Genomic DNA, 23,614 nt, shown 5'->3' with positions numbered 1-23,614 from the left:
CCGGGGGCGGAGCTCTCAGTTCCCGAGGGAGCTGGGCGCCGCCCCGACACCGGTGATCGGCGGCACCGGCGTATCGGCGGTACGGACAAGCCGCGCACCGTCCGGCCCGTAGGCACCGCGCGGCTCAGGGAACGCGCTCAGCAGCGCGAGATACAGCACAGCCGCGACAGCGAGCGACAACGGCAGGCTGATGTCGACGCCCCCCGCGAGGTCCCCGAACGGCCCGACGAACTGGCCCGGGATGTTCGTGAAGAGAATGCCGATCAGCGCGGCAACCCACCACGCGGTCATGCCTCGCCAGTTCCACCCGTGGTTGAACCAGTAGCGGCCGCCGCGCTGGCGCCGGTTGAAGACCTGCAGGGCCTCGGGGTCGTACCAGCCGCGCCGGACGAAGAAGCCGAGCATCATGACGACCATCCACGGCGTGGTGCAGGTGATGATCATCGTGGCGAAGGTGGAGATCGACTGGACGATGTCGAGCGCGAAGCGGCCGATGAAGATGAAGGCGATGGCGAGGGTGCCGACCAGGACGGTGGCCTGCACCCGGGACAGCCGGGTGAAGACGCTGGAGAAGTCGAGGCCGGTGCCGTAGAGCGCGGTGGTGCCCGTGGACATACCGCCGATCAGGGCGAGCAGGCAGATGGGGAGGAAGTACCAGCCTGGCGAGATGGCGAGCAGTCCGCCGACGAAGTCGGGCGCGGCCGGGTCGACGTAGTCGGGGGCCTTCGCGGCGATGATGCTCGCGGTCGCGAGACCGAAGCAGAACGGCAGGAGCGTCGCGATCTGCGAGAGGAACGCGGCCCCCATGACGCGGCGGTGCGGCGTTGCGGCCGGTATGTACCGGGACCAGTCGCCGAGGAACGCGCCGAAGGAGACGGGGTTGGACAGCACGATGAGCGTGGCGCCGATGAAGGACGGCCAGAACAGCGCCTTCGTCTCGGCGTCGGCACCCGCCCCGTAGATACCGGCGTACGACGGGTCGAAGTCACCGGCGAAGGCGAGGATTCCGACCAGGAACAGCACGGTCGCGGCCGTGACGGCTACCTTGTTGACCAGCAGCATGAAGCGGAAGCCGTAGATGCACACCACGAGGACGAGCACGGCGAAGAGCGCATAGGCGACCGCGTACGACAGGTTGGAGCGGTCCAGTCCGAACAGCCGGTGTGCGCCGCCGACCAGCGCGTCACCGGAGCTCCACACCGAGATGGAGAAGAAGGCGACGGCCGTGAGGAGGGAGAGGAACGATCCGACGACCCGCCCGTGGACGCCGAGGTGCGCGGAGGAGGAGACGGCGTTGTTGGTGCCGTTGACCGGTCCGAAGACCGCCATCGGGCACAGGATCAGCGCGCCGATGGCGACGCCGAGGAGAACGGCCGCGAGCCCCTGCTGGAAGGAGAGCCCGAAGAGGACCGGGAAGGCTCCGAGGACGCAGGTGGAGAAGGTGTTGGCTCCGCCGAACGCCAGCCGGAAGAGATCGAGGGATGAGGCGGTGCGCTCCCCGTCGGGGATGTGTTCCACGCCATGGGTCTCCACCTCGGTGACGGACGGTGCCGCGGCGGGGGACGGCCGTGGCGCGACGGGGGACGGTGGCGCCACGGAGGGCGGCTGCTCGGCCATCGGGACTCCTGCGAAGGGCTTGGCGGTGCGAATCGGGGCGGCCGGATCGGGGGTGCGATCCATGGCGCGCATCCGTGCAGGCGCACGGAGATTGCGAGGCACGTTACGGCTGCCCCGCATCCCTCACCAGTGGCCGATCCATCCATCTGCCGGGCCATGGAGTGGACACTTCCTCCATCCGGCATGCAAGGAAAACGCTCGTCACAGCGCGCAGCAGAGACGCCCGTCCCTCCGGCGGTGTGCCGGCGGGACGAGCGTCGGTTACGGCTCAGGCGTAGAACCCCTGGCTTATGCGGTAGAAGCTCATGGCTGAGGCGTGGAACCCCTGGCTCAGGCGTAGAACCGCGACACGCTCTGCAGTACGCACGCGGGCTTCGTACCGCCCTCGATCTCGATGGTGCCGTCGACGGTGACCTGCACACCGCCCCCGATCTCCTCGACCTCGGCGAGCCGCGCGACCAGGCGGATGCGCGAACCGGCGGGCACCGGTGAGGGGAAACGGACCTTGTTGAGACCGTAGTTCACCTTCGTGGTGACACCCTCGACCTCGAGGAGCTCGGTGAAGAGCGGGATGAAGAGCGACAGCGTCAGATAGCCGTGGGCGATCGGGCCGCCGAAGGGGCCTTCCTTGGCCCGCTCGGGGTCGGTGTGGATCCACTGGTGGTCGCCGGTGGCGTCGGCGAAAGTGTTGATGCGCTCCTGCGAGACGGTGATCCACTCGCTGGTGCCGAGGTCGCCGCCCGCGAGCTTCTTCAGTTCGTCCAGGCCGCTGACGGTGATGCTCATGAAGGGTTCCTTTCGGTGGTGCCGGACTGCGGGCCCGCCCCGAAGCGGGCGCGGACGCGGGACTTGAGGAGCTTCCCCGAGGCGGTGCGCGGCAGGGTCTCGGCCACCACGACGGACTTGGGGATCTTGTACTTGGCGAGGCGTCCGCTGAGGAACGCGATGACCTCGTCGGGGTCGAGCCGGGCGCCCTCCTGGGCCACGACCACGGCCCTGGGCACCTCGCCCCATTTCTCGTCGGGTACGCCGATGACGGCGCACTCCACGATGGCGGGATGGCCGAGCAGGACGTCCTCGACTTCGGCCGGGTAGACGTTCTCACCGCCGGAGATGATCATGTCCTTGAGCCGGTCGACGATGGTGACGAAGCCGTCCTCGTCGACCCGTGCGAGGTCGCCGCTGCGGAACCAGCCGTCGACGAAGGCCGCCGCCGTCTCCTCCGGAAGGCCCCAGTAGCCGGCCATCACATGGGGTCCGCGCACCACGATCTCGCCGGGCTCGCCGACGGCGACGGGCGACAGATCGGGGCCCGTCACGCGTACGTCGGTGAAGAAGTGCGGGACACCGGCGGAGCCTGCCTTGCTCACTGCGTGCTCGGCGGCCAGGAAGAGCGTGCCGGGCGCGGCCTCCGTCATGCCGTAGCCCTGCTGGAAGTTGAGGCCGCGGCTCTGGTACGTCGCGATGAGCGGGGTGGGGACGGGGGCGCCGCCACACGTGAGCTGGCGTACCGACGACAGGTCGGCTTCGGCCCAGCGCGCCTGGCGGGCGATCTGGTCGAACATCGCGGGCACCCCGAACATGAAGGTGATCCGGTGGCGTTCGATGAGATCGAGGGTGCCCGCCGGGTCGAATGCGCCGACCAGGACGCAGGTGCCGCCCTTGAGGAATACGGGCAGCGTGATCATGTTCAGGCCGGCCGTGTGGAACAGGGGTGCGGAGACGAGAGCGACCTCGTCGGCGGCGATGTCCTGGTCGATGAGGACGTTGATCGCGTTCCAGGTGAGGTTGCCGTGGGTGAGCATCGCGCCCTTGGCACGACCGGTGGTCCCCGAGGTGTACATGATCATGCAGATGTCGTCGGGGCCGACGGGCTCGTCGATCGGGGTATCGGGCGCCGCGGCGAGCACCTGCTCGTAGGGGTCGCCGAGCTCGATGCGGTGCTTGACGGAAGGGGATGCTTCGGCCGGGGATGCTCCGCCGTCGCCATTGCTGCCACCGCCGCTATTACTGCCACCGCCGTTGTCAGTGGGGTCGTACAGACTTGGGTCGTGGATGAGGGTGCGCGCTCCCGAGTCGGCCAGCTGGTAGCCGATCTCGGGTGCGGCGAGGCGGGTGTTGAGGGGGACGAAGACGGCGCCGAGGAGACCGGTGGCGAAGAGGGTCTCCAGGAAGGAGGGGTGGTTGGCGCCGAGATAGGCGACGCGGTCGCCGCGCCGGACGCCGGCCGCGCGCAGGGCGTGGGCGAGCCGGTTGGTGCGCTGGTACAGCTCGGCGTAGCTGAAGGTCTGCTGCTGGTGGATCAGGGCGGTGCGATGGGGGGTCTTGCGGGCACGGCGTGCGGGCCAGGACCCGATTCCCTCGTTGCGCATGGGGTGGTGCCCCCTTTCACGTACCTGTCGAACCTGATGTACCTGATGGTCCCGACGTACCGGAAGTGCCCGGGGTGTCCGTCGCGGTGAGCCCGAGGAGGCGGGCGGCGTTCTCCTTGAGGATCTTCGGTCGCACCTCGTCCTTGATGGGCAGCTTGTCGAAGTCGGCGAGCCAGCGGTCGGGGGTCAGGACGGGGTAGTCGGAGCCGAAGAGGACCTTGTCCTTCAGCAGGGAGTTGGCGTACTGGACGAGCTGCGGCGGGAAGTACTTCGGCGACCAGCCGGACAGATCGATGTGGACGCCAGGTTTGTGCGTGGCCACGGCGAGGGCCTCGTCCTGCCAGGGGAAGGAGGGGTGAGCGAGGATGATCTTCAGATGGGGGAAGTCGGCGGCGACGTCGTCGACGTACAGGGGGTTGGAGTACTTCAGGCGAATACCGCCGCCGCCCGGGACGCCCGCGCCGATACCGGTCTGGCCGGTGTGGAACAGCGCGATGGTGCCGGTCTCCTCGATCACCTCGTACAGCGCGTAGGCGATCTCCCGGTCGTTGGGGAAGAATCCCTGGATGCTCGGGTGGAACTTGAAGCCCTTCACCCCGTACTCCTCGACGAGCCTGCGGGCCTGCCTGACGCCGGCCTTGCCGCGGAAGGGGTCGATCGAGGCGAAGGGGATCAGCACGTCCGGGTTGGCGGCCGCGGCCTCCGCGACCTCCTCGTTGGGCACGGGCTCGGTGCCGGTTGCGTGCTCGGCGTCGACGGTGAAGATGACGGCGGCCATCTTCCGCTCGCGGTAGTACCCGGCGGTCTCCTCCAGGGTCGGCTTCCGCTTGCCCTCGACCTTGAAGTAGGCGCTCGAGGCCTCGTGCAGGTCGTCGTCCAGCGAGGCGTTCCCCTTGGAGGAGACCTCGGCGTGGGTGTGGACATCGATCGCGACGAGCTCGTCGACGTTCATGGCGGTCATGGGCGGCCCTCGTGGCGGTGGGGATGAACGGCGGTCGTGACGGTCATGGCGCTCATGCCCCTTGGCCTTCCGGGAACTTGGGCGCCGGGATGCCGACGGTCTGCGGCTCGCGGCCGACCGAGGTGTGCCAGACGTCGGCGATCGTCTCGGGGCTCCAGCCGCCGTCGGCGTAGGCGACGGAGGTCTCCTGGGGGTGCGACCACAGGGCCAGCTTGTCGCCGCCGATGCCGATGCACTGGCCGGTCACGTCCGCGGCGGCCGCCGAGGCGAGGAAGGGGATGAGTGCGGCGCAGTCCTCGGCCGAGCCGAAGCCCTCGCCCTTGCGCAGGAAGTCCGGCAGGGTCTCGCCGCCCCGCATGGCCTCGACGTAGGGGGCGAAGACGGGGATGGTCTCGGTCATCGCCGTGGCCGCCACCGGGACGATCGCGTTGACCGTGATACCGGCGCGGGCGAGCTCCATGGACCAGGTGCGGGTCATGGCGGCGATCCCTGCCTTGGCAGCCGCGTAGTTGGTCTGGCCGAAGTTGCCGCGCTGTCCGGCGGGCGAGCCGACCAGGATCAGTCTGCCGCCCTCGCCCTGCTCGCGCATCCGTACCGCGGCGGCGCGGGCGCAGGTGAAGGTGCCCTTCAGATGGACGCCGATGACGGTGTCGAAGTCGTCGTCCGTCATCTTCCACAGCACCTTGTCGCGCAGCACGCCGGCGTTGGTGACCATGATGTCCAGCCGGCCGAACTCCGCGACGGCCCGGGCGACCAGACGGTCGGCGGCCTCGGTCGTGCCCACCGCGACGGCCTCGGCCACGGCCCTGCCGCCCGCCTCCTCGATGGACTTGACGGCCTGCTCGGCGACGGCCTCGTCCACGTCGTTGACGACGACGGAGGCACCCGCGGCGGCCAGGGCCTGCGCGTAGGCGAGGCCGAGACCGCGGCCGCTGCCGGTGACCACGGCGACTTTGCCGGTGAGATCAATGCTGGACACGACGTGAGTCCCTTCATCAGGGGCGGGAGTGCTGGATTGCGAGAAAGAGGGGCGGCGGACGAGGAGAGCTCCGCCGCCGAGATCGAAGCTAAGGACAATAATTGTCGACGTCAATAGTTGTTGCCGTAGCGGATCTGCGAGATGCTTGGTCCGCACTGATGGAACACCGCCCCGCCCGGGGCCCTTGACCAGGGAGTCCGCCATCTCCGGGAAGCGCCTCGCCGCCAGCTCCTCTCCCACCACGACCACGGCCGCCCGCCCGTCCCCGGCCGCGGAGGCGTCCACCACCGCGGCCCGTGGCAGGGGGACCATCGACGCCCAGGAGCCATGGATGCGCGGTCTGCACGCCGACACCGGATATCTGCTCTACCGGCTGGGCCTGCGCTCCGGGCAGCTCTTCAACGGCTTCCTCCAGGAGTCGGGCCTGCGTCTGCGCCACTACGCACTGCTGCGCTTCCTCGCCACCTCCGAAGGCGCACTCCAGCGGGAGCTGAGCGCCCGGCTCGGCTACGACCCGAGCGCGATCGTCGGCCTCGTCGACGACCTCGAACGCGCCGGGTTCGTGGAGCGCCGCCCCTCCCCCGACGACCGCCGCAGCCGCATCGTCGGCCTCACCGACGACGGCAGGGCGTTCCTGCGCGACACCGACGAGGCCGGCCTGCACGTCACGAACGACCTCGTCCAGCCGCTCGATCCGGCCGAGCGGGAGACGCTGCACGCTCTCCTGCTCCGCATAGCGGAGCCGGGCCTCGCCTGAGCACGGCGACGAACGCCCGAGGGACGCAGAGATGATCTCCAGACCGGCCGGGAGGACCCCACAGGACGGCTCGGATGACTCGGCAGGACGGCCGAACGAGCTCAGGACGGCCGGGATGATCCCGCAGACCGGCCGCGACGACCTCGCAAGCCGGCTGGGACGACCCCGCGGGGCGGCCGGGACGACCCCGCAGCACGCTGGGCACGCTGAGACGACCCCGCGCTCCGCGCCCGACCGGCTGCTGGCGATCCTCGGCGCCTTCGACCACGCCCACCCGGCGCTGTCCCTGACGGACATCAGCCGGCGTGCCGGGCTGTCGCTGACCACCGCGCACCGGCTCGTCGGCGCGCTCACCGAATGGGGTGCCCTGGAGCGCGATCCGTCCGGGGTCTACCACGTCGGGCTGCGACTGTGGGAGATCGCGGCGCTGGCACCGCGCGGGCTGGCGCTGCGCCAGGTGGCGCTGCCCTACCTGGAGGACCTGTACGAAGCGACCCACGAGAACGTGCAGTTGGCGGTGCGGGACGGCAACGAGGTCGTCTACATCGAGTGGATCTCGGGGCGTTCGGCGGTGGGGGTACGCATCAAAGTGGGCGCCCGCTGGCCCCTGCACGCCACGGGCGTAGGCCTGGCACTTCTCGCCAACACCGACGCGGAGTTCCAGGCGGCGTACTGCGCCGAGCCGCTGGCCGCGTTCACCCCCCACACCATCACGGACCCGGCCCGGCTGCGCCGGGTCCTGGCCGACATCCGGCGCACCGGCTGCGCGGTCAGCACCCGGCAGGTCACCGAGGACGCCTTGTCCGTGGCCGCACCCGTGCGGGGTGTGGACGGGACGGTCGTCGCGGCAGCCTCGGTCGTGGTGCCCGTACGGGATGCCCATATCCCCGCGCTGATCCCGTCCGTGCGGCTGGCGGCGCGCGGCATCTCCCGGGCGCTCGGCTGGCACCCGGAGCGGCCGGAGCTGCCGGAGCAGCGGGACCGCTCGTAGCGCCGAGCGGCTGGACCTGCCGGAGCAGCGGGACGGCTCGTAGCGCCGATGGGCCGGTAGCGCCCGGCAGCGCCGGTAGCGACCGCCGCACCGGCAGCGCCCGGTAGGGCCGTGAGCGCCCGCCGCACCGGCAGCGCCGACCGTACGCGGCCGGAGGCCCGAGGAGCTTGACCGGCCGATCCCGGCACCACCGATACCGGCCGATCCCGCACCACCGATACCGCCTTTTTCTGAACAAAGTTCTAATATCTAACCTGAGGAGGATTGCCAACATGGCCACGCTCCGGTGAGGGAAGTGATCCAGATGGGGCTCCCGGGGGATGCCATCAGTCCCTCGCGCGCCCGTGAGCGGTTCCTCCAAGGCGAGTTGATCGAGGGGGGCGTGCGAGGGCTGATCCTTAGTTCCTGGCAGCGCTGCCGGCTGCTGGGGCTCTCGCCGGATCAAACTGAGCTTCCCTACCGCGAGGACGTCGATCCGGACACCCGGCTCGTTCGTGCGGCCGAGCCGGTGCTCGACTGGCTGCAGTCCGTATTCGCGGGCAGCCGGATGAACGTGGGCCTCGCGGACGGGAGCGGGACGGTGGTGCAGCGCCGTTTCGGCGAGGCCTCCATGGCCGGCCAGCTTGCCCCGATCCAGAGCGTTCCAGGGTTTGTGTTCGCCGAGCAGGTCGCCGGAACCAACGGCATCGGCATCGCGCTCGCCGAACGGCGGCACTGCCAGGTCTACGGGGCAGAGCACTTCGCAGAACGCTCTCAGTCAAACGCCTGCTCGGCGATTCCTGTCCGTGACCTGCTCAGCGGACGTATCGAGGGCATCCTCTCGCTCGGATGTCCGCGTACCGACGCGGACCCCGTGATGGACACCGTGATACGTGAGGCGGCCCACGCCATTGAACGGCGGCTGCTGGAGCAGAGCTCGGCACGGGAGCGCGGCCTGCTGCGGGCGTATCTCGACGCCAGGAGCCGTACGCGGATCGTCAGCGGGGCGGCAATCGGGGAGGGGCGGCCGACCGGAGTGCACGAGCTGATCCGGAGCGGGCTGGACCGGCGCGATCAGATGCTCCTGATGGAGAAGGCCGCCGAACTGATCTCTTCCGCCCAGCGGGCGGGCGTCGAGGTGCCTCTGTCCCACGGCCGACGGGTCACCCTCCTGAGCCATGTGGTGATCAGCCCCTCCGGTGTGGAGGGTGTGGCAGTCGAGGCGGTGCTCCACAACGACTCGCCGCACCATGGGCTCGCCGTCTCCACGCCCGCCGACGTGCCGCTCAGCCTCTTGGCGGAGCCTGCCGCACTCCTGCCGGAGTCTGCCGCACCACCATCCGCCGTCCAACTGCTCGGGCACCTTCCCGGCCTGGCACCCGTCGCGGCCGCCGGTTCGACGCCGGTCCCGGCCGTCAGTCCTGCACCCTTCTCGGCCGTCAGTCCTGCACCCTTCTCGGCCGTCAGTCCTGCACCCGTCTCGGCCGCCGGTACGGAGCCCACGACCGGCCGCGGCCGCACAGCCACCGCACCGGCAACCACCGACGCCACCGACACCCCCGATGGCAGCGCTGATGAGGCCGCCGAGCGGGGGCTGGTGCTGGTCGGTGAGCCGGAAGTGGGCAAGCATGCCGTCGCGGCACGGCACCGCCTGGAGCTGCTGTCCGAGGCCAGCACTCGCATCGGCACCACCCTGGACGTGAGCCGCACCGCCCAAGAGCTTGCCGAGATGGCCGTCCCACGCCTGGCGGACTTCGTCACCATCGACCTCCCCGACGCCGTACTGCGGGGCGAGGAGTCCCCCGATCCCCGCACCGACCTGCGACGCACGGTGGTCCACGGCATCCGCGACGACTGCCCCTTCTATCCTGTCGGCGTGCGAGTCGTCCCTCGCACGACCACTCCCCATCTCCGCTGCCTGGCCACCGGGCGGGCGGTGCTGGAACCCGATCTGAAGGTTGCCGCCGGCTGGCTCGGCCAGGACCCCCAGCACAGCGAGCGGCTTCTCGCGCACAACGTGCACTCCCTCATCACCGTTCCGCTGCTGGCCCGCGGTGTGGTCCTGGGCATCGCCAGCTTCTACCGCTCGGAGGACCCCGCGCCCTTCGGGGACGACGATCGCTCGCTGGCCCAGGAACTCGCGACGCGCGCCGCCATCTGCATCGACAACGCCCGCCGCTACACCCGCGAACACACCATGGTCCTGGCGCTGCAGCGCAGTCTGCTGCCGCACGGCACGCCTGAGCAGGGCGCCGTCGAGGTCGCCCATCGCTACCTGCACGCCACGTCCGGAGTCGGCGGTGACTGGTTCGACATCATCCCCCTCTCCGGCACCCGCGTCGCGCTCCTCGTCGGCGACGTCGTCGGCCAGGGCCTGCATGCCGCCGTCACCATGGCCCGGCTGCGCACGGCCGCCCGCAACTTCGCCGAGCTGGACTTCGCCCCCGACGAAGTACTCACCCAGCTCGACAACCTCGTGGCCCGCCTCGACCGTGACGAGGGCGGCGGCGAGTCCGCCGCCGGACCGGGCATCATCGGCGCCACCTGCCTGTACGCCATCTACGACCCGACCACGCACCAGTGCGCGATGGCCCGCGCAGGACATCTGCCACCCGCGCTGGTCCACCCCGACGGCACCGTGGCGTTCCCCGACCTGCCCGCCGGACCGCCTCTCGGACTCGGCGGCCTGCCCTTCGAGACCGCCGAATTCCAGCTGCCCGAAGGCAGCGAGCTGGTCCTCTACACCGATGGGCTCGTCCATGACCGTCACCGCGACATCGACAAGGTCCTCGACCAGCTGCATCGCGCCCTGACCCACTCCGACCGCTCACCCGAGGCCACGTGCGAGGCGGTCCTGGACGCCGTCGTGCCCGAACACCCCAGCGACGACATCGCGCTGCTCGTCGCCCGCACCCGCGCCATGGACCCCGGCCGGATCGCCACCTGGGAGCTGCCCGCGGAGCCGGCCCGTGTCTCCGGCATCCGCGCCGCCGTCACCCGCCGGCTGGCCGACTGGGGGCTGGACGAGGTCTCGTTCGCCGCCGAACTGGTGCTCAGCGAGTTGGTCACCAACGCGATCCGCCACGGCAGTGGGCCCATCCAGGTACGCCTGATCCACGACCGGTCCCTGATCTGCGAGGTCTCCGACACCAGCAGCACCGCCCCGCACCTGCGCCACGCAGCCGCGACCGACGAGGGCGGCCGCGGGCTGTTCCTCGTCGCACAGCTCACTCAGGCCTGGGGCACGCGTTACACCAGGGACGGCAAGGTGATCTGGGCCGAGTGCGCACTGGACAGCGCCGGAGGTGTGCCCGCCGCAGCCGGGGCCGAGGCCATGATCGGGATAGATTGGGAGGAAATTCCCGGCATCGAATGACTCACGTAACTCAAGCGACGTCGCTGGGCAAATCGGGAGAAACCCTGTGCATGACGCGCCCGACACCTCGATGAGCCCGTCCGCGCGCCGCGGCCGGGAACCTGTCGTGCGCATCCGCGGTCTCAGCAAGCGGTTCGGCGGCACCCTCGCGTTGGACGACGTCGACCTCGACATCCATCGCGGCAGCATCCTCGCTCTTCTCGGCCCCAACGGTGCCGGAAAGTCGACGCTCATCAAGGTCCTCGCCGGCGTTCACCACGCCGACGAGGGCGACGTGACGGTAGCCGGTCACCCGCTCGGCACGGACGCGGCCTCACGGCGTATGTCCTTCATCCACCAGGATCTCGGTCTCGTCGAGTGGATGACGGTCGCCGAGAACATCGCGCTCGGCACCGGCTACCCGCGCAGACGCGGACTGATCTCCTGGCGGCAGGCACGGGAGCGCTGTGCCGAGGCCCTGGAGATCGTCGCCGGCCATCTGCACCCCGACGCCCGCATCGCCGACCTCACCCGCGCCGAGCGCTCGCTGGCCGCCATCGCCCGCGCCCTGTCGACCCGTGCCGAACTCATCGTGCTGGACGAGCCCACCGCCAGCCTCCCCGCCGCCGACTGCGCCCGCCTCTTCGCCGTCCTGCACAGGCTGCGCGACCGCGGCCACGGCGTCGTCTACGTCACCCACCGGCTCGACGAGGTGTACCGGGTCGCCGACACCTTCGCCGTCCTGCGCGACGGCCGGATCGTCAGCCGGGGCCCGCTCGCCGGCCACAGCCCGGCCCGCCTGGTACACGACATCGTGGGCCGCGAACCGGGCGAGTACCGGCCCGCCACCGCCCCCGCCGGCCCGGCCGTACTCAGCCTCCAGGATGCGCGGACCGGAAACTCGGGACCGGTCAGCCTCGAACTGCGCGCCGGCGAAATCCTCGGCCTGGTGGGACTCACCGGCGCCGGACACATGGAACTGGGCCGGGCGCTGATCGGTTCCCGGCCGATCCACGACGGCCGGGCGCTGCTCGACGGCCGGCCGTACCACCCGCGTACCGTCGCCGCCGCCGTCGACCGTGGTGTGGGTTTCGTGTCCAGCAACCGCCTCGAAGAGGGCTGTGCCGCCGAACTGACCGTGCGGGAGAACTTCCTGGCCAACCCCAGGGCGGGCGGCGTGCCGACGCCGCACTGGATCAGCCCACGGCGTGAGCGCACCGAGGCCGCGGCCCTCGTCGAACGCTTTCGGGTGCGCCCCCGCGACACCGAGGCCCCGATCGGCACCCTGTCCGGCGGAAACCAGCAGAAGATCATGGTCGGCCGGTGGCTCGGGATGAGCCGGCGCCTGCTGATCCTCGAGGAGCCGACGGCCGGCGTGGACATCGGCGCCAAGGCCGAGATCTACCGGCTGCTCGACGAGGCGCTGGCCGCCGGACTCGCCGTTCTGCTCATCTCCACGGACTTCGAGGAGGTCGCAGGCGTGTGCCACCGCGCTCTGGTATTCGTCCGCGGGACCGTGGCGGCCGAGCTGACCGGCGCGGCGCTCACCGTCACCGAACTCACCCACACCGCGTCGGCCATGCCACCCCTCACCGGAACGGCGACGGCCCGATGACACCGACGCCACCGACGCCACCGACGCCGCAGCCCTCCTCGTCCCGGTCCGCGCTGAGCCGAATGCGCGGGCACCTCATCGGCACCTACGGCCTGCTGGCCCTCACCGCCCTGCTGATCCTGGTCTTCTCGCTCGCTCTGCCGAACACCTTTCCCACGCTGGCCAACCTCTCCTCGGTCCTGTCCGCCCAGTCGATCCCCGCGATCCTCGCGCTCGGCGCGATGATCCCGATCGTCACGGGCAAGTTCGACCTGTCCATCGGCTACGGCCTCGGCCTGGCGCACGTCATGGTGATGCACCTGCTCGTGGGCGGCGGCTGGCCCTGGCCCTTCGCCTGCCTCGTCGTGATCCTCGGAGGCGGGGTCGTCGGCGCGCTCAACGGCGTCATCGTCGAGTTCGCGCAGATCGACTCGTTCATCGCCACGCTCGGCACCGGCAGCATGATGTACGCCGTCACGGGCTGGATCACCGACGGCGCCCGTATCGTCCCAGGCCCGGAGGGGCTGCCCCCGGCCTTCACCGGCATCTACGGCTCGACCTTCCTGGGCCTGCCCGCACCGGCCTTCTACGTCCTCGCCCTGGCCGTTGCTCTGTGGCTGCTGCTGGAACGGCTGCCGCTCGGCCGGTATCTGTACGTCATCGGCTCCAACCCCCGTGCTGCCGACCTCGTCGGCATCCCCACCCGCAAGTACTCGGTCTACGCCTTCGCCGGTTCCGGTCTGGTGGTCGGATTCGCCGGCGTCCTGCTGGCCGCACAGCAGCAGATCGGCAACCCCAGTGTCGGGCTCGAATACCTGCTGCCCGCTTTCGTGGGCGCCCTGCTCGGCTCCACAGCGATCAAGCCCGGTCGCGCCAACGCCCTGGGAACCCTCGTCGCCGTCGCGGTCCTCGCCGTGGGCCTCGCCGGAATTCAGCAGCTCGGTGCGGAGTTCTGGGCCACACCGCTGTTCAACGGCGCCACCCTGCTTCTCGCCGTCGGCCTGGCCGGCTACTCCGCCCGCCGCCGGCTGCGATCCGCCGCCACCACGACCCGCGGGCGGCGGCGATCGGCGGGCATCTCGGGAGGACGTTCCGAAACCCGCCCGTCGTCACCTCCTTGACCTGTGGCCGGCGTCCCCGCGCTGTCCTCACGACCGCAAGGAGCACCCCGTGTTCTCGAACCGCAGGACCGCCCCCACAGCGGCAGCGCTGACGGCGCTGGGCGCCGCCCTCATCGCCGGCTGCGGGCCAGGCGCGGGCACCTCCTCCACAGAGACTTCGCCGGCCGGTTGCCCCGCCGCTCTCGAGGAGGCGAAGGCGGCTGTGCGCAAGGCCGAGGCGGACACCCCCTGGAACGGCCCCACCAGCGGCCCCGCGGCGGTTCCCGGCAAGACCGTCATCTATGTCGCGCAGACCATGACCAACCCCGGCGTCGCGGGCGCCGCGAACGGAATGACCGAAGCCGCGAAGGTCATCGGCTGGAACGTCCGCGTGATCGACGGAGGAGGCACACCGGCCGGCATCCAGGCGGCATTCAGCCAGGCCATCGCCCTCAGACCCTCGGGAATCGTCATCGGCGGCTTCGACCCCGACGCGACATCGCAGCAGGTCGCGCAGGCCAATGAGGCGGACATCCCGCTCATCGGCTGGCACGCGGTCGCATCCCCGGGGCCGAGCGCGCGCCCCAAGCTCTTCAGCAACATCACCACCCAGGTGGAGGACGTCGCCGAGATCAGCGCCGACTGGATCATCGCGCACTCGGGCGGCAACGCGGGAGCCGTCATCTTCACGGACGCCTCGATCCCCTTCGCCAAGCACAAGTCCGAACTGATCAAGAAGCAGCTGGCCACCTGCTCGGGCGTGAAGCTGCTGGCATACGAGAACATCCCGATCCCGGACGCGAGCAGCCGCACGCCCCAGGCGGTCTCCTCCCTCCTCTCCCGCTTCGGCGACGAATGGACGCACTCCGCCGCGATCAACGACCTGTACTTCGCCGATGCCGCACCCGCCCTGAGCGCGGCCGGCAAGCAGGGTTCAGGCCCCCCGTTCAACATCGGCGCGGGCGACGGCGACGCGTCGGCCTTCCAGCGCATCAACAGCGAGCGCTTCCAGGCCGCCACCGTGCCCGAGCCTCTGTCCCAGCAGGGCTGGCAGATCGTCGACGAGTTCAACCGCGCCTTCGCCGGCCGGCCCGCCAGCGGCTATGTCGCCCCCGTCCACATCGCCACGGCCGCCAACAGCAAGGGAGCCACGACCTGGGACCCGTCCGGCTACCGCGAGGCGTACCGGAAGATCTGGCGCAAGTAGCCACATGTTCCTGCACGTTCGCCCGATCCGCAGCTCTCCCTTCCGTCAGACGGAAGCGCTGTTGCCGCCGCGGACAGCCGTCACGAATCTGATGGCACACACCACGGCACCAAGGGGCAAGGACGCCCCGCTTCTCAGGGACGGGATGCCATGACAGCCATGACCGCCTTCGCCAGGAACCAGTGGTACGTCGCCGCCTACGCGCACGAGGTGGGACGCGAACTGCTCGGACGTACGATCCTCGGCGAGCCCCTCGTCTTCTACCGCACCGAGGAGGACGGGACGCCCGTCGCCCTGCACAACCGGTGCGTGCACCGCCGCTTCCCGCTGTCGGAGAGCCCGACCCGTCTCGACGGCGACCGGATCGTGTGCGGCTACCACGGCTTCACGTACGACACGACGGGCACCTGTGTGTACGTGCCCGGCCAGAAGCGCATCCCGCGGACGGCGCGCGTCGCCTCGTACCCGGTGGTCGAGCAGGACGCGCTGATCTGGGTGTGGATCGGCGACCCGGCGCTGGCCGACCCTCAGGCCATCCCGCGGGCCAGGCACCTCGACTCCCCCGGCTGGGTCACCGTCCGCGGCATGGAGCCCATCGACTGCGACTACGGGCTCCTGGTCGACAACCTCCTCGACCTCTCCCACGAGACGTATCTGCACGGCGGTTACATCGGCACGCCCGAGGTCGCCGAGACGCCGATCACCACCGAGGTCGACGAGGGCGCGGGCATCGTGCGCGTGAGCCGGCACATGGACGACGCCGAGTGCCCGCCGTTCTATGCCCGCTCCACCGGCATCGAGGGCCGCATCACCCGTTGGCAGGACATCGAGTACCACGCGCCGTGCCTGTATCTGCTGCACAGCCGTATCGCCCCGGTCGGCGTGCTGCCCGAGCCGGACGGCAGCGACCCGAACGGCTTCCACTCCGAGATCACGTACGCCATCACGCCGTCCGCCGACGGCAAGGTGTACGACTTCTGGATGGTCTCGCGCGACTGGGCGACGGATGATGAAGAGGTCACCGAGTTCCTGCGGGGCAACAACCACACGGTCGTCATGCAGGACGTGGACGCGCTGAACCTGCTGCAGAAGACCCTGGACGCCGAGCCCGCCGGCTACCAGGAGCTCAGCATCAACATCGACACCGGCGGTCTCGCCGCCCGCCGCATCCTCGCCCGGCTGGTCGAGGAGGGCGCGAAGCCGATGGAGAAGGTCCAGTGACCTCACCGACCGGCGAGGTCTACCGCATCGACTGGCTGCCGGGCACGGACGTCCTGCACGGCACCTGTCACTGCGGCCGCGAGCACACCGCGCAGGACCCGATCGAGATGTGGGAGTGGATGCTCGCCCACCCGCAAGGACACGAGCCGCAAGGAACCAGCTCATGACCTCGTACGAAGCCGAACTCGTCGTCGACCGCAGGGAGTCCGCGGCCGACAGCGTGCTCGCCCTCACCCTCCGCCACCCGCTGGGCGAACAGCTCCCGGCCTGGGAGCCGGGAGCGCACATCGACGTACTGCTCGGTCCCGGCCTGGAGCGGCAGTACTCGCTGTGCGGGGACCCGACGGACCGGAGCGTCTGGCGGATCGCCGTCCTGCGCGAACCCGACGGGCGCGGTGGTTCCGCGTATGTTCACGGTGAGTTGGGGCAGGGCGACAAGGTCCGCGTGCGCGGCCCGCGCAACCACTTCGCACTCGAACCCGCCCCGCGCTACCGCTTCATCGCGGGCGGCATCGGCATCACCCCGATCCTGCCGATGCTGGCCGCGGCCGAGGCGGCGGGCGCGGAGTGGACGCTGCTGTACGGCGGCCGGACGCGCGGTTCCATGGCGTTCACCGATGAGCTGGGCGCGTACGGGGACAGGGTCACGATCGCTCCGCAGGACGAGGCGGGGCTGCTGGATCTCGCCTCCGTGCTCGACGACGTTCCCGAGGGCACACTCGTCTACTGCTGCGGTCCCGGGGCGCTGCTGGACGCGGTCGAGGAGCGGTGCCCGGGCGGGCTGCTGCACATCGAGCGGTTCCAGCCGAAGGAGCAGGAGACGGGCCCGGACACCTCCTTCGAGGTGGAGTTGTCCCGTTCAGGGAAGACGGTGACGGTGCCCGAGGGCGTCTCGGTGCTTGACGCCGTGCGGTCGGCGGGTGTCGAGGTGCTGTACTCCTGTGCGGAGGGCACCTGCGGCACGTGTGAGACCGATGTCCTCGAGGGGACACCGGATCACCGGGACTCGGTGCTCAGCGACGAGGAGCGGGATGCGGGCGAGACGATGATGATCTGCGTGTCGCGCTGCCGGGGACCGCGTCTGGTCCTCGACCTCTGACCCGTTCTCCGGCCCCTTCGGCAAGCCGGAGGCGCGGCGCCACCACGTGCACGTCGGCCTCGATACGGGCGACCGTGGCGAGCAGATGGGGCAGCAGGTCGCGGCGTACCGACTCGACCGAGTTCCTGCTGGCGTGGACCGGGATGTTGACGGCCGCCACGACGTCGCCGTTCCGGTCCCGCACCGGGGCGGCCACCGAGCGGAGGCCTTCCTCAAGCTCCTGGTCGACGATGGCGTAACCCTGGCGGCGCACCCGTCGCAGCTCGGCGCGCAGCAGGTCGGTGGAGACGATGGTGCGGCCGGTCAGCGCGCGCAGTTCGGCGCGTGCGAGCCGGGCGTCGATGTCCTCGTCCGGCAGATGCGCGAGCATCACCCGGCCCACGGACGTCACATGGGCCGGGAAACGGGTGCCGACCGTGATCGTCGCGGTCATGATGCGGCTGGTGGGCACCCGCGCGACGTACACGATGTCGTCGCCGTCGAGCACGCACAGCGAGGAGGACTCGCGTACGTGCGAGACCAGTTGCTCCAGGTGCGGTTCGGCGATGTCCGGGAGCGAGAAGCTGGAGAGATAGGCGTAGCCGAGTTCCAGCACGCGCGGGCTGAGCCGGAACAGCCGGCCGTCGGTGCGTACGTATCCCAGGTCGGCGAGCGTGAGCAGAAAGCGGCGGGCCGCCGCCCTGGTGAGACCGCAGTTGCGCGCCACTTCGCTGAGCGTCAGTTCGGGGTGGTCGGCGTTGAAGGCGCGGATGACGGCCAGTCCCCGTTCGAAGGACTGCACGAAGTGCGGTTCCCGTACTCCGGCGCCCATCCTTGCCTCCCGGAAGTGACGAAGGTTCGCTCTGCGCACGCTAGGAGGGCGTTTCGGCGGGTGTCAACGGACGTGACAGCGCCGCCTCCGACGGCACGGGCACCTGCTCCAACTCCCTTGTCTCAAAGGCAACCTACAGTTTCCGCACGGCCATTGACCCCTCGCCTGCGCCGCCTCTACGTTCCCCCTCAGCACCACTGTGCGACCTGCGCACACACTCTCTCCGAGCGATGTCCAACCGGTCCCACAAGGGGGATTCATGCGTCGCCTGCTCATCGGCCTCGCCGTCGGCGCGTTCCTGGCCGCCACGACGGCGTGCGGCTCGTCCGAGTCCCCCGGGTCGTCCGGGGCGTCCGGGTCCGGCAAGGAGTCGGCGGGTGGTATCACCACCGTCAAGGTCGGCGTCATCCCGATCGTCGACGTCGCGCCCCTCTACCTCGGGCAGGAGAAGGGCTTCTACAGCAAGCGGGGCCTCAAGCTGGAGCTCACCCCCGCCCAGGGCGGTGCGGCGATCGTGCCGGGCGTGGTCAGCGGCCAGTTCCAGTTCGGGTTCTCCAACATGACCTCGCTGATGATCGCCCAGACCAACAACATGCCCGTGAAGGCCGTCGCCAACGGCGTCGCCTCGACGGGCGTGGAGGGCGAGGACTTCGGCGCGATCACCGTGAAGAAGGGCAGCGCCATCAAGACGGCGAAGGACCTGGAGGGCAAGAAGGTCGCCGTCAACACGCTGAAGAACATCAACGAGACGGCGGTGCGCGAGTCGGTGCGCAAGGCCGGCGGCGACCCGGACAAGGTGAAGATCGTCGAGCTCGCCTTCGACCAGATGCCCGCCGCCCTCGACAAGGGCCAGATCGACGCCGCCATGGTCGTCGAGCCCGCGCTCGCCACCATCAAGGGCCAGGGCGGCAGCGAGATCGCCTCCTCCCTGGTCGACGTCGCCAAGGGCCTCACCGTCGCGATGTACTTCACGTCGACGCAGTACACGCAGCAGAACCCGGAGCTGGTGAAGAAGTTCCAGGAGGCAACGGCGGAGTCCCTCGCCTACGCGAGCGAACACCCCGACGAGGTCCGCGAGATCGTCACCACGTACACGAAGATCCCGGCGGCGACGCTGGAGAAGGTGACCCTGCCGACGTGGCCCGCCGAGCCCAACCGCGCCTCCATCGAGGCGCTCGCCGCTCTCGGCGAGAAGGACGGCCTCTTCAAGTCCACACCGGATCTGGACAAGTTGCTGCCGTGAAGGAGAGGCGACTCGGCGGGGAGACGCCCCTCAGCGACGCCCGGCCAGAACCGGGAACAGGTCCGGGACCGGGACCGGGTCCGGGTCCGGGTCCGGGTCCGGCGCCAGGATCGGGACCGGTCGTCGGCCTCACGAAGGGCGAGCGGCCCGGCGGCCCCCGGCCAGGACTGACGAACGCCGTGCTGGGCGGCGCCGGGCTCGCGGCCTTCCTCGCCCTGTGCGAGGCGGTGCCGCGGCTCGGCATCGTCTCCGCGGACTTCTTCCCGCCGACCAGCCGCATCGCCGGCGCCTTCGTCACCGAGCTGGGCGACGAGGCGTTCTGGACGGCGCTCGGGGACACGCTCACCGGCTGGGCGCTGGGGCTCGCGATCGCGGTGACCGCCGGAATCCTGGCGGGAGTCGTCCTCTCGGTCGTCCCGTACCTCCGCCAGGCCACCGCCTCCACGATCGAGTTCCTGCGCCCGATCCCCTCGGTCGCCCTGATCCCTCTCGCGGTCCTCCTCTTCGGCACGGAACTCCGCTCGGTCCTCCTCCTGGTGGTGTACGCGTCCTTCTGGCAGATCCTGATCCAGACGCTGTACGGCGTCCAGGACGTCGACCCGGTCGCCGAGGAGACGGCCCGCAGTTACGGCCTCGGCGCCTGGGCACGGGTCCGTCACGTGCTGTGGCCCACTGCCCTGCCGTATGTCATGACAGGCGTCCGCCTCGCCGCCGCGGTCGCCCTCATCCTGGCCGTGACCGCCGAACTCGTCATCGGTGCACCGGGGTTGGGCTCGCGCATCGCCGTCGCCCAGACCTCGGGGGCCGTGCCCGAGATGTACGCCCTGGTGGTGGTCACCGGCCTGCTCGGGCTGCTGATCAACGTGGGCGCGCGCACGGTGGAGCGCCGGGCGCTCGCCTGGCACCAGTCGGTGCGCGGGGAGGTGGCGGTGTGAAGCACCTGGGGCTCCGCCTGTTCTTCGCCCTCGCGCTGCCCGCTGTGCTGGTGGCCGGCTGGTGGTTGGCGTCGGCCGACAGCACCGACGTGTACTGGCCGCCGCTGCGGACGATCCTCACCGCGTTCCCCGACGTCTGGACGGGCGAACGGCTACGTGACGACGTACTCCCCAGCGTGCTGCGGCTGTCGGCCGGCTATGCGTCGGCTGCCATGGCCGGCATCGCATTCGGCACGGTCATCGGCTCGTACCGACGGGTGCGGGCCGCCTGCGAGCCGGTGCTGGAGTTCCTGCGGGCGGTGCCGCCGCCCGTCCTGGTCCCGGTGATCATGCTGTTCGCGGGCATCGGCGACACCATGAAGATCGCCGTGATCGCGAGCGGCTGCGTATGGCCGATCCTGCTCAACACCGTCGAAGGAGTCCGGGCGGTGGACTCCGTGATGTCCGAGACGGCCCGCTCGTACGGCATCGCGGGTGCCGCGCGGCTGCGCCATGTGGTGCTGCGCTCGGCGAGCCCCCAGATCTTCGCGGGTCTGCGCCAGGCTCTGTCGATCGGCATCATCTTGATGGTCATCAGCGAGATGTTCGCCGCGAGCAACGGCCTCGGCTTCACCATCGTCCAGTTCCAACGCAGCTTCGCCATCCCCGACATGTGGACGGGGATCCTGCTGCTCGGGCTGCTCGGCGTACTGCTGTCCCTCCTGTTCCAGCTGGTCGAGCGGCGGGCACTCGGCTGGTACCGCGGGCTGCGCGCGTCGTCCCGCCGGTCGCCGTGACCGTTTCAGATGTATCTGAGAAGTCCCCTGCGAAGTCCGTTACGAAGTCCCTTGCGAAAGGACGCTCCATGCAGTCCCTGCTCGCCGTGTCCGGCCTGCGGAAGGTCTACGAAGGCTCAGGACGCCGGGTGGAGGCGGTGCGGGATCTGACCTTCAGCGTCGAGCGGGGCGAACTCGTCTGCCTCGTCGGCCCGTCCGGATGCGGCAAGACCACGCTGCTGAAGTGCGTGGCCGGACTGCTCGCGCCCACCGGCGGTGAGGTCCTGCTCGAGGGCCGCCGGGTAGATGGCCCACCGCCCGGAATGGCCGTCGTGTTCCAGGAGTACGGCCGCAGCCTCTTCCCCTGGATGCGGGTACGGGACAACGTCGAGCTGCCGCTGAAGCAGAAGAGTTCGCTCAGCAGGGCACGCCGTCGCGAACTCGTCGCCGAGGCCCTGGAGTCCGTCGGCCTCGCGGACGCCGCCGGCGCCTATCCGTGGCAGCTCTCGGGCGGTATGCAGCAGCGCGTCGCCATCGCCCGTGCGCTCGCGTACGAGCCCGACGTGCTGCTGATGGACGAGCCGTTCGCCGCTGTGGACGCCCAGACCCGCGCGGACCTGGAGGACCTGGTGCGGCGGCTGTGGCGGGAGCGGGGCATGACGATCCTGTTCGTGACCCACGACATCGACGAGGCCGTCTACCTCGGAGAGCGGGTGCTGGTCCTGTCGGCGTCCCCGACCGTCGTACAGGAGCAGCTGAAGATCGATCTTCCCGCTGAACGGGACCAGTTGCACACGCGGGTCGCGCCGCGCTTCGCGGAGCTGCGTACGCATGTGTACGAGCAGATCCAGGCGGCGAAGCGCGGTTCCCGGGTTTCAGATCCTGCTGGCTGACGCCGTGTCCGATGACAGCCGCTGAGCGACGTAGATCGGGATGACGGACAGCAGGACCAGAAGCGCGGCGACGACATTGACGACCGGGGCCTGCTGGGGGCGGGTCATGTTGTTGAAGATCCAGATGGGGAGCGTCTGGACGCCGGGTCCCGCGGTGAAAGTGGTCACCACGATCTCGTCGAAGGAGAGCGCGAACGCCAGCAGTCCGCCGGCCAGCAGCGCCGATCGCATCAGCGGGAACGTGACGTCGACGAAGGCCCGGAAGGAGTGCGCGCCGAGGTCCATGGCGGCTTCGTCATAGCCGCCCGGAAGGCGCCGCAGCCGGGCCGCGACGTTGTTGAAGACCACGACGATGCAGAACGTGGCGTGTCCGACGACGACCGTGAACAGGCCGAGGCCTACTCCGAGCGGCTCCAGGACCATGTTGAAGGCGGAGTTGAGAGCGATTCCGGTGACGATGCCGGGCAGCGCGATGGGCAGGACGACCGCGAAGGAGATCGCCTCGCGGCCGAAGAAGGCGTGCCGCTGCACGGCGAAGGCGATGAGTGTGCCGAGCACCAGTGCGATGGCCGTGGCGGCGAGCCCGGCCTCGACGGAGGTCCACAGGGCGGCCCGCGCACCGTCGTTGCGCCACGCGACGGACCACCAGTCGAGGGTGAGGCCCGGTGGCGGCCAGCTGGAACTTCGGTCGGGGTTCAGAGAGTTGACGAGGACGAGCAGCAGCGGAAGGTAGATGACCGCGAAACCGAGCGCGGCGGCGGTGCGCAGCGCGATGCGTGCGGGGCGGGACAGGTGCATGGCGTGGGCTCCTCCTCGAGGGCCGCTGGTCAAGAGCTTCAGAGGCGTTCAGGGCGTCAGAGGCTTCTCAACGCCCCGGTGCGGCGCACCGCGAGCAGATAAAGCACGATGACGACGACCGGGACGGTGCCGACCGCCGCCGCCAGCGGGAGGTTCAGCGTCACGTTGGAGTACACGAGGTTGCCGATCAGCTGGGTCTTGCCGCCGACGATCTGCACCGTGATGTAGTCACCCAGGCTGAGCGAGAAGGTGAAGACCGATCCGGCCGCGACCGACGGGAGGACCAGGGGCAGTACGACGGAGCGGAAGGTACGCCCGGTGCCGGCACCGAGATCGGCGGAGGCGTCGAGAAGTTCGTCGGGAAGCTGCTCGAGCCCCGCGTGGATCGGCAGGATCATGTACGGCAGCCAGAGGTACGTCAGCACGAGGACGGTGGCGGTCAGGCCGTAGCCGGGCCCGCTGAGCCCGAACGGCCTCAGGGCCCAGTCGAGCGGTCCGCCCTCGGAGAGCATGAGCCGCCAGGCGTACACCTTCACCAGATAGCTCGCCCACAGAGGCGTGAGGATCGCGACCACCAGGAGCGGCCGCCATCTCGGACTCGCGACGCGCGCCGTGTAGAAGGCGATCGGGAAGGCGATCACGGCACACAGGGCGGTGACGGCGAGCGCGACGCCGACGCTGCGCAGCGCCACCTGCCGGTAGAGGGGTTCGGTGAGCAGCGCCTCGAAGTTGTCGGTGGACCACACCTTCACGACCTCCGACGTGAAGGAGTCCGTGGTCCAGAAGGCCGACAGGAACAGCGCGGCCAGCGAGCCCAGATAAGCGAGGACGAGCCACAGCAGCGGCCCGGAGAGGAGCAGGGACAGCCGCAGCCGGGGTCGGCGGTGCAGGGTCCCGGCGAGCCGCCGGAGGGATCCGGCGGCTGCGACGGCATCGGTCATGTGTCA

General features: G+C 70.2%; 21 protein-coding genes. 13 read left to right on the top strand and 8 right to left on the bottom strand.

Features of this window, described 5'->3' with window-relative positions; genetic code table 11:
• Positions 1 to 15: 15 nt before the first annotated feature.
• The 5 genes from ACSMXV_RS35500 to ACSMXV_RS35480 form a co-directional block, all read right to left on the bottom strand.
• Complete coding sequence (locus ACSMXV_RS35500) at positions 16 to 1,617, bottom strand: purine-cytosine permease family protein (RefSeq protein ID WP_473179173.1); 1,602 nt, start codon at positions 1,615 to 1,617, stop codon at positions 16 to 18.
• Between the two features lie 330 nt (positions 1,618 to 1,947).
• Positions 1,948 to 2,403 carry a MaoC family dehydratase gene (locus ACSMXV_RS35495; RefSeq protein WP_181660299.1) on the bottom strand — a complete coding sequence of 152 codons (456 nt, stop codon included), beginning with the start codon at positions 2,401 to 2,403 and terminating at the stop codon, positions 1,948 to 1,950.
• Positions 2,400 to 3,989 (bottom strand): acyl-CoA synthetase, encoded by a 1,590-nt coding sequence (locus ACSMXV_RS35490; RefSeq protein WP_473175206.1) that lies wholly within the window; start codon positions 3,987 to 3,989, stop codon positions 2,400 to 2,402. The genes ACSMXV_RS35495 and ACSMXV_RS35490 overlap by 4 nt, the downstream gene beginning before the upstream one ends.
• A gap of 16 nt (positions 3,990 to 4,005) precedes the next feature.
• The gene (locus ACSMXV_RS35485) at positions 4,006 to 4,941 is read right to left on the bottom strand and encodes an amidohydrolase family protein (RefSeq protein WP_473179172.1); all 936 of its coding nucleotides are present in this window, start codon (positions 4,939 to 4,941) and stop codon (positions 4,006 to 4,008) included.
• 61 nt (positions 4,942 to 5,002) lie between these two features.
• The gene (locus tag ACSMXV_RS35480; protein WP_473175205.1) at positions 5,003 to 5,929 is read right to left on the bottom strand and encodes an SDR family NAD(P)-dependent oxidoreductase; all 927 of its coding nucleotides are present in this window, start codon (positions 5,927 to 5,929) and stop codon (positions 5,003 to 5,005) included.
• A 331-nt stretch (positions 5,930 to 6,260) separates the two neighbouring features.
• Here ACSMXV_RS35480 and ACSMXV_RS35475 point away from each other — a divergent pair, with 331 nt between their 5' ends.
• The 9 genes from ACSMXV_RS35475 to ACSMXV_RS35435 all read left to right on the top strand — a co-directional run bounded on the left by ACSMXV_RS35475 (position 6,261) and on the right by ACSMXV_RS35435 (position 17,232).
• On the top strand, positions 6,261 to 6,686 hold the full coding sequence (locus ACSMXV_RS35475; protein WP_473179171.1) for a MarR family winged helix-turn-helix transcriptional regulator: 426 nt from the start codon (positions 6,261 to 6,263) through the stop codon (positions 6,684 to 6,686).
• A gap of 115 nt (positions 6,687 to 6,801) precedes the next feature.
• The gene (locus ACSMXV_RS35470; protein WP_473175204.1) at positions 6,802 to 7,677 is read left to right on the top strand and encodes an IclR family transcriptional regulator; all 876 of its coding nucleotides are present in this window, start codon (positions 6,802 to 6,804) and stop codon (positions 7,675 to 7,677) included.
• Between the two features lie 304 nt (positions 7,678 to 7,981).
• Complete coding sequence (locus ACSMXV_RS35465) at positions 7,982 to 11,032, top strand: SpoIIE family protein phosphatase (RefSeq protein WP_473175203.1); 3,051 nt, start codon at positions 7,982 to 7,984, stop codon at positions 11,030 to 11,032.
• Positions 11,033 to 11,078: 46 nt separating this feature from the next.
• Positions 11,079 to 12,626 carry a sugar ABC transporter ATP-binding protein gene (locus ACSMXV_RS35460; protein WP_473175202.1) on the top strand — a complete coding sequence of 516 codons (1,548 nt, stop codon included), beginning with the start codon at positions 11,079 to 11,081 and terminating at the stop codon, positions 12,624 to 12,626.
• Positions 12,623 to 13,726 (top strand): ABC transporter permease, encoded by a 1,104-nt coding sequence (locus ACSMXV_RS35455; protein WP_473175201.1) that lies wholly within the window; start codon positions 12,623 to 12,625, stop codon positions 13,724 to 13,726. The genes ACSMXV_RS35460 and ACSMXV_RS35455 overlap by 4 nt, the downstream gene beginning before the upstream one ends.
• 49 nt (positions 13,727 to 13,775) lie before the next feature.
• On the top strand, positions 13,776 to 14,912 hold the full coding sequence (locus ACSMXV_RS35450) for a substrate-binding domain-containing protein (RefSeq protein WP_473175200.1): 1,137 nt from the start codon (positions 13,776 to 13,778) through the stop codon (positions 14,910 to 14,912).
• 150 nt (positions 14,913 to 15,062) lie between these two features.
• Positions 15,063 to 16,133 (top strand): Rieske 2Fe-2S domain-containing protein, encoded by a 1,071-nt coding sequence (locus ACSMXV_RS35445; RefSeq protein ID WP_473175199.1) that lies wholly within the window; start codon positions 15,063 to 15,065, stop codon positions 16,131 to 16,133.
• Positions 16,130 to 16,300 carry a hypothetical protein gene (locus tag ACSMXV_RS35440; RefSeq protein ID WP_181660305.1) on the top strand — a complete coding sequence of 57 codons (171 nt, stop codon included), beginning with the start codon at positions 16,130 to 16,132 and terminating at the stop codon, positions 16,298 to 16,300. Before ACSMXV_RS35445 ends, ACSMXV_RS35440 begins: the two co-directional genes overlap by 4 nt.
• Complete coding sequence (locus tag ACSMXV_RS35435) at positions 16,297 to 17,232, top strand: PDR/VanB family oxidoreductase (protein ID WP_473175198.1); 936 nt, start codon at positions 16,297 to 16,299, stop codon at positions 17,230 to 17,232. The genes ACSMXV_RS35440 and ACSMXV_RS35435 overlap by 4 nt, the downstream gene beginning before the upstream one ends.
• Here ACSMXV_RS35435 and ACSMXV_RS35430 read toward each other — a convergent pair.
• The gene (locus tag ACSMXV_RS35430; RefSeq protein ID WP_473175197.1) at positions 17,147 to 18,043 is read right to left on the bottom strand and encodes an IclR family transcriptional regulator domain-containing protein; all 897 of its coding nucleotides are present in this window, start codon (positions 18,041 to 18,043) and stop codon (positions 17,147 to 17,149) included. The genes ACSMXV_RS35435 and ACSMXV_RS35430 overlap by 86 nt on opposite strands.
• Before the next feature lie 259 nt (positions 18,044 to 18,302).
• Between ACSMXV_RS35430 and ACSMXV_RS35425 the strand changes: the two genes are divergently transcribed.
• The 4 genes from ACSMXV_RS35425 to ACSMXV_RS35410 all read left to right on the top strand — a co-directional run bounded on the left by ACSMXV_RS35425 (position 18,303) and on the right by ACSMXV_RS35410 (position 21,869).
• Positions 18,303 to 19,286, top strand: a complete 984-nt coding sequence (locus ACSMXV_RS35425; protein ID WP_473175196.1) for an ABC transporter substrate-binding protein — start codon at positions 18,303 to 18,305, stop codon at positions 19,284 to 19,286.
• 179 nt (positions 19,287 to 19,465) lie between these two features.
• A complete protein-coding gene (locus ACSMXV_RS35420; RefSeq protein WP_473175195.1) occupies positions 19,466 to 20,221 on the top strand; it encodes an ABC transporter permease in 756 nt (251 codons plus the stop codon).
• Positions 20,218 to 20,997, top strand: coding sequence for an ABC transporter permease (locus tag ACSMXV_RS35415; protein ID WP_473175194.1), 780 nt, complete (start codon positions 20,218 to 20,220; stop codon positions 20,995 to 20,997). Before ACSMXV_RS35420 ends, ACSMXV_RS35415 begins: the two co-directional genes overlap by 4 nt.
• 68 nt (positions 20,998 to 21,065) lie before the next feature.
• Positions 21,066 to 21,869: an ABC transporter ATP-binding protein gene (locus tag ACSMXV_RS35410; RefSeq protein ID WP_473175193.1), complete on the top strand. Its 804-nt coding sequence runs from the start codon at positions 21,066 to 21,068 to the stop codon at positions 21,867 to 21,869.
• On the opposite strand, the gene ACSMXV_RS35405 is transcribed toward ACSMXV_RS35410, so the two are convergent.
• Together ACSMXV_RS35405 and ACSMXV_RS35400 are read right to left on the bottom strand one after the other, a co-directional pair.
• Positions 21,852 to 22,667, bottom strand: a complete 816-nt coding sequence (locus ACSMXV_RS35405; protein WP_473175192.1) for an ABC transporter permease — start codon at positions 22,665 to 22,667, stop codon at positions 21,852 to 21,854. The two genes, ACSMXV_RS35410 and ACSMXV_RS35405, sit on opposite strands and share 18 nt — an antisense overlap.
• A 56-nt stretch (positions 22,668 to 22,723) precedes the next feature.
• Entirely contained in the window at positions 22,724 to 23,608 is an 885-nt protein-coding gene (locus ACSMXV_RS35400; RefSeq protein WP_473175191.1) for an ABC transporter permease, read from the bottom strand.
• Positions 23,609 to 23,614 lie beyond the last annotated feature (6 nt).

The organism is Streptomyces sp. DSM 42067, from assembly GCF_055792885.1.
Note: the sequence above shows the minus strand (reverse complement) of the source record. Positions and strands in the feature narration are given on the sequence as shown.

Bases quoted from the DNA above. Each gene is read 5' to 3' on its own strand.
- ACSMXV_RS35455 (WP_473175201.1), top strand. From the start codon at position 12,623: ATGACACCGACGCCACCGACGCCACCGACGCCGCAGCCCTCCTCGTCC.
- ACSMXV_RS35490 (WP_473175206.1), bottom strand. From the start codon at position 3,989: ATGCGCAACGAGGGAATCGGGTCCTGGCCCGCACGCCGTGCCCGCAAG.
- ACSMXV_RS35470 (WP_473175204.1), top strand. From the start codon at position 6,802: ATGATCCCGCAGACCGGCCGCGACGACCTCGCAAGCCGGCTGGGACGA.
- ACSMXV_RS35475 (WP_473179171.1), top strand. From the start codon at position 6,261: ATGCGCGGTCTGCACGCCGACACCGGATATCTGCTCTACCGGCTGGGC.
- ACSMXV_RS35465 (WP_473175203.1), top strand. From the start codon at position 7,982: ATGGGGCTCCCGGGGGATGCCATCAGTCCCTCGCGCGCCCGTGAGCGG.
- ACSMXV_RS35405 (WP_473175192.1), bottom strand. From the start codon at position 22,667: ATGCACCTGTCCCGCCCCGCACGCATCGCGCTGCGCACCGCCGCCGCG.
- ACSMXV_RS35495 (WP_181660299.1), bottom strand. From the start codon at position 2,403: ATGAGCATCACCGTCAGCGGCCTGGACGAACTGAAGAAGCTCGCGGGC.
- ACSMXV_RS35430 (WP_473175197.1), bottom strand. From the start codon at position 18,043: ATGGGCGCCGGAGTACGGGAACCGCACTTCGTGCAGTCCTTCGAACGG.
- ACSMXV_RS35445 (WP_473175199.1), top strand. From the start codon at position 15,063: ATGACAGCCATGACCGCCTTCGCCAGGAACCAGTGGTACGTCGCCGCC.
- ACSMXV_RS35435 (WP_473175198.1), top strand. From the start codon at position 16,297: ATGACCTCGTACGAAGCCGAACTCGTCGTCGACCGCAGGGAGTCCGCG.
- ACSMXV_RS35485 (WP_473179172.1), bottom strand. From the start codon at position 4,941: ATGAACGTCGACGAGCTCGTCGCGATCGATGTCCACACCCACGCCGAG.
- ACSMXV_RS35400 (WP_473175191.1), bottom strand. From the start codon at position 23,608: ATGACCGATGCCGTCGCAGCCGCCGGATCCCTCCGGCGGCTCGCCGGG.
- ACSMXV_RS35410 (WP_473175193.1), top strand. From the start codon at position 21,066: ATGCAGTCCCTGCTCGCCGTGTCCGGCCTGCGGAAGGTCTACGAAGGC.
- ACSMXV_RS35500 (WP_473179173.1), bottom strand. From the start codon at position 1,617: ATGGCCGAGCAGCCGCCCTCCGTGGCGCCACCGTCCCCCGTCGCGCCA.
- ACSMXV_RS35425 (WP_473175196.1), top strand. From the start codon at position 18,303: ATGCGTCGCCTGCTCATCGGCCTCGCCGTCGGCGCGTTCCTGGCCGCC.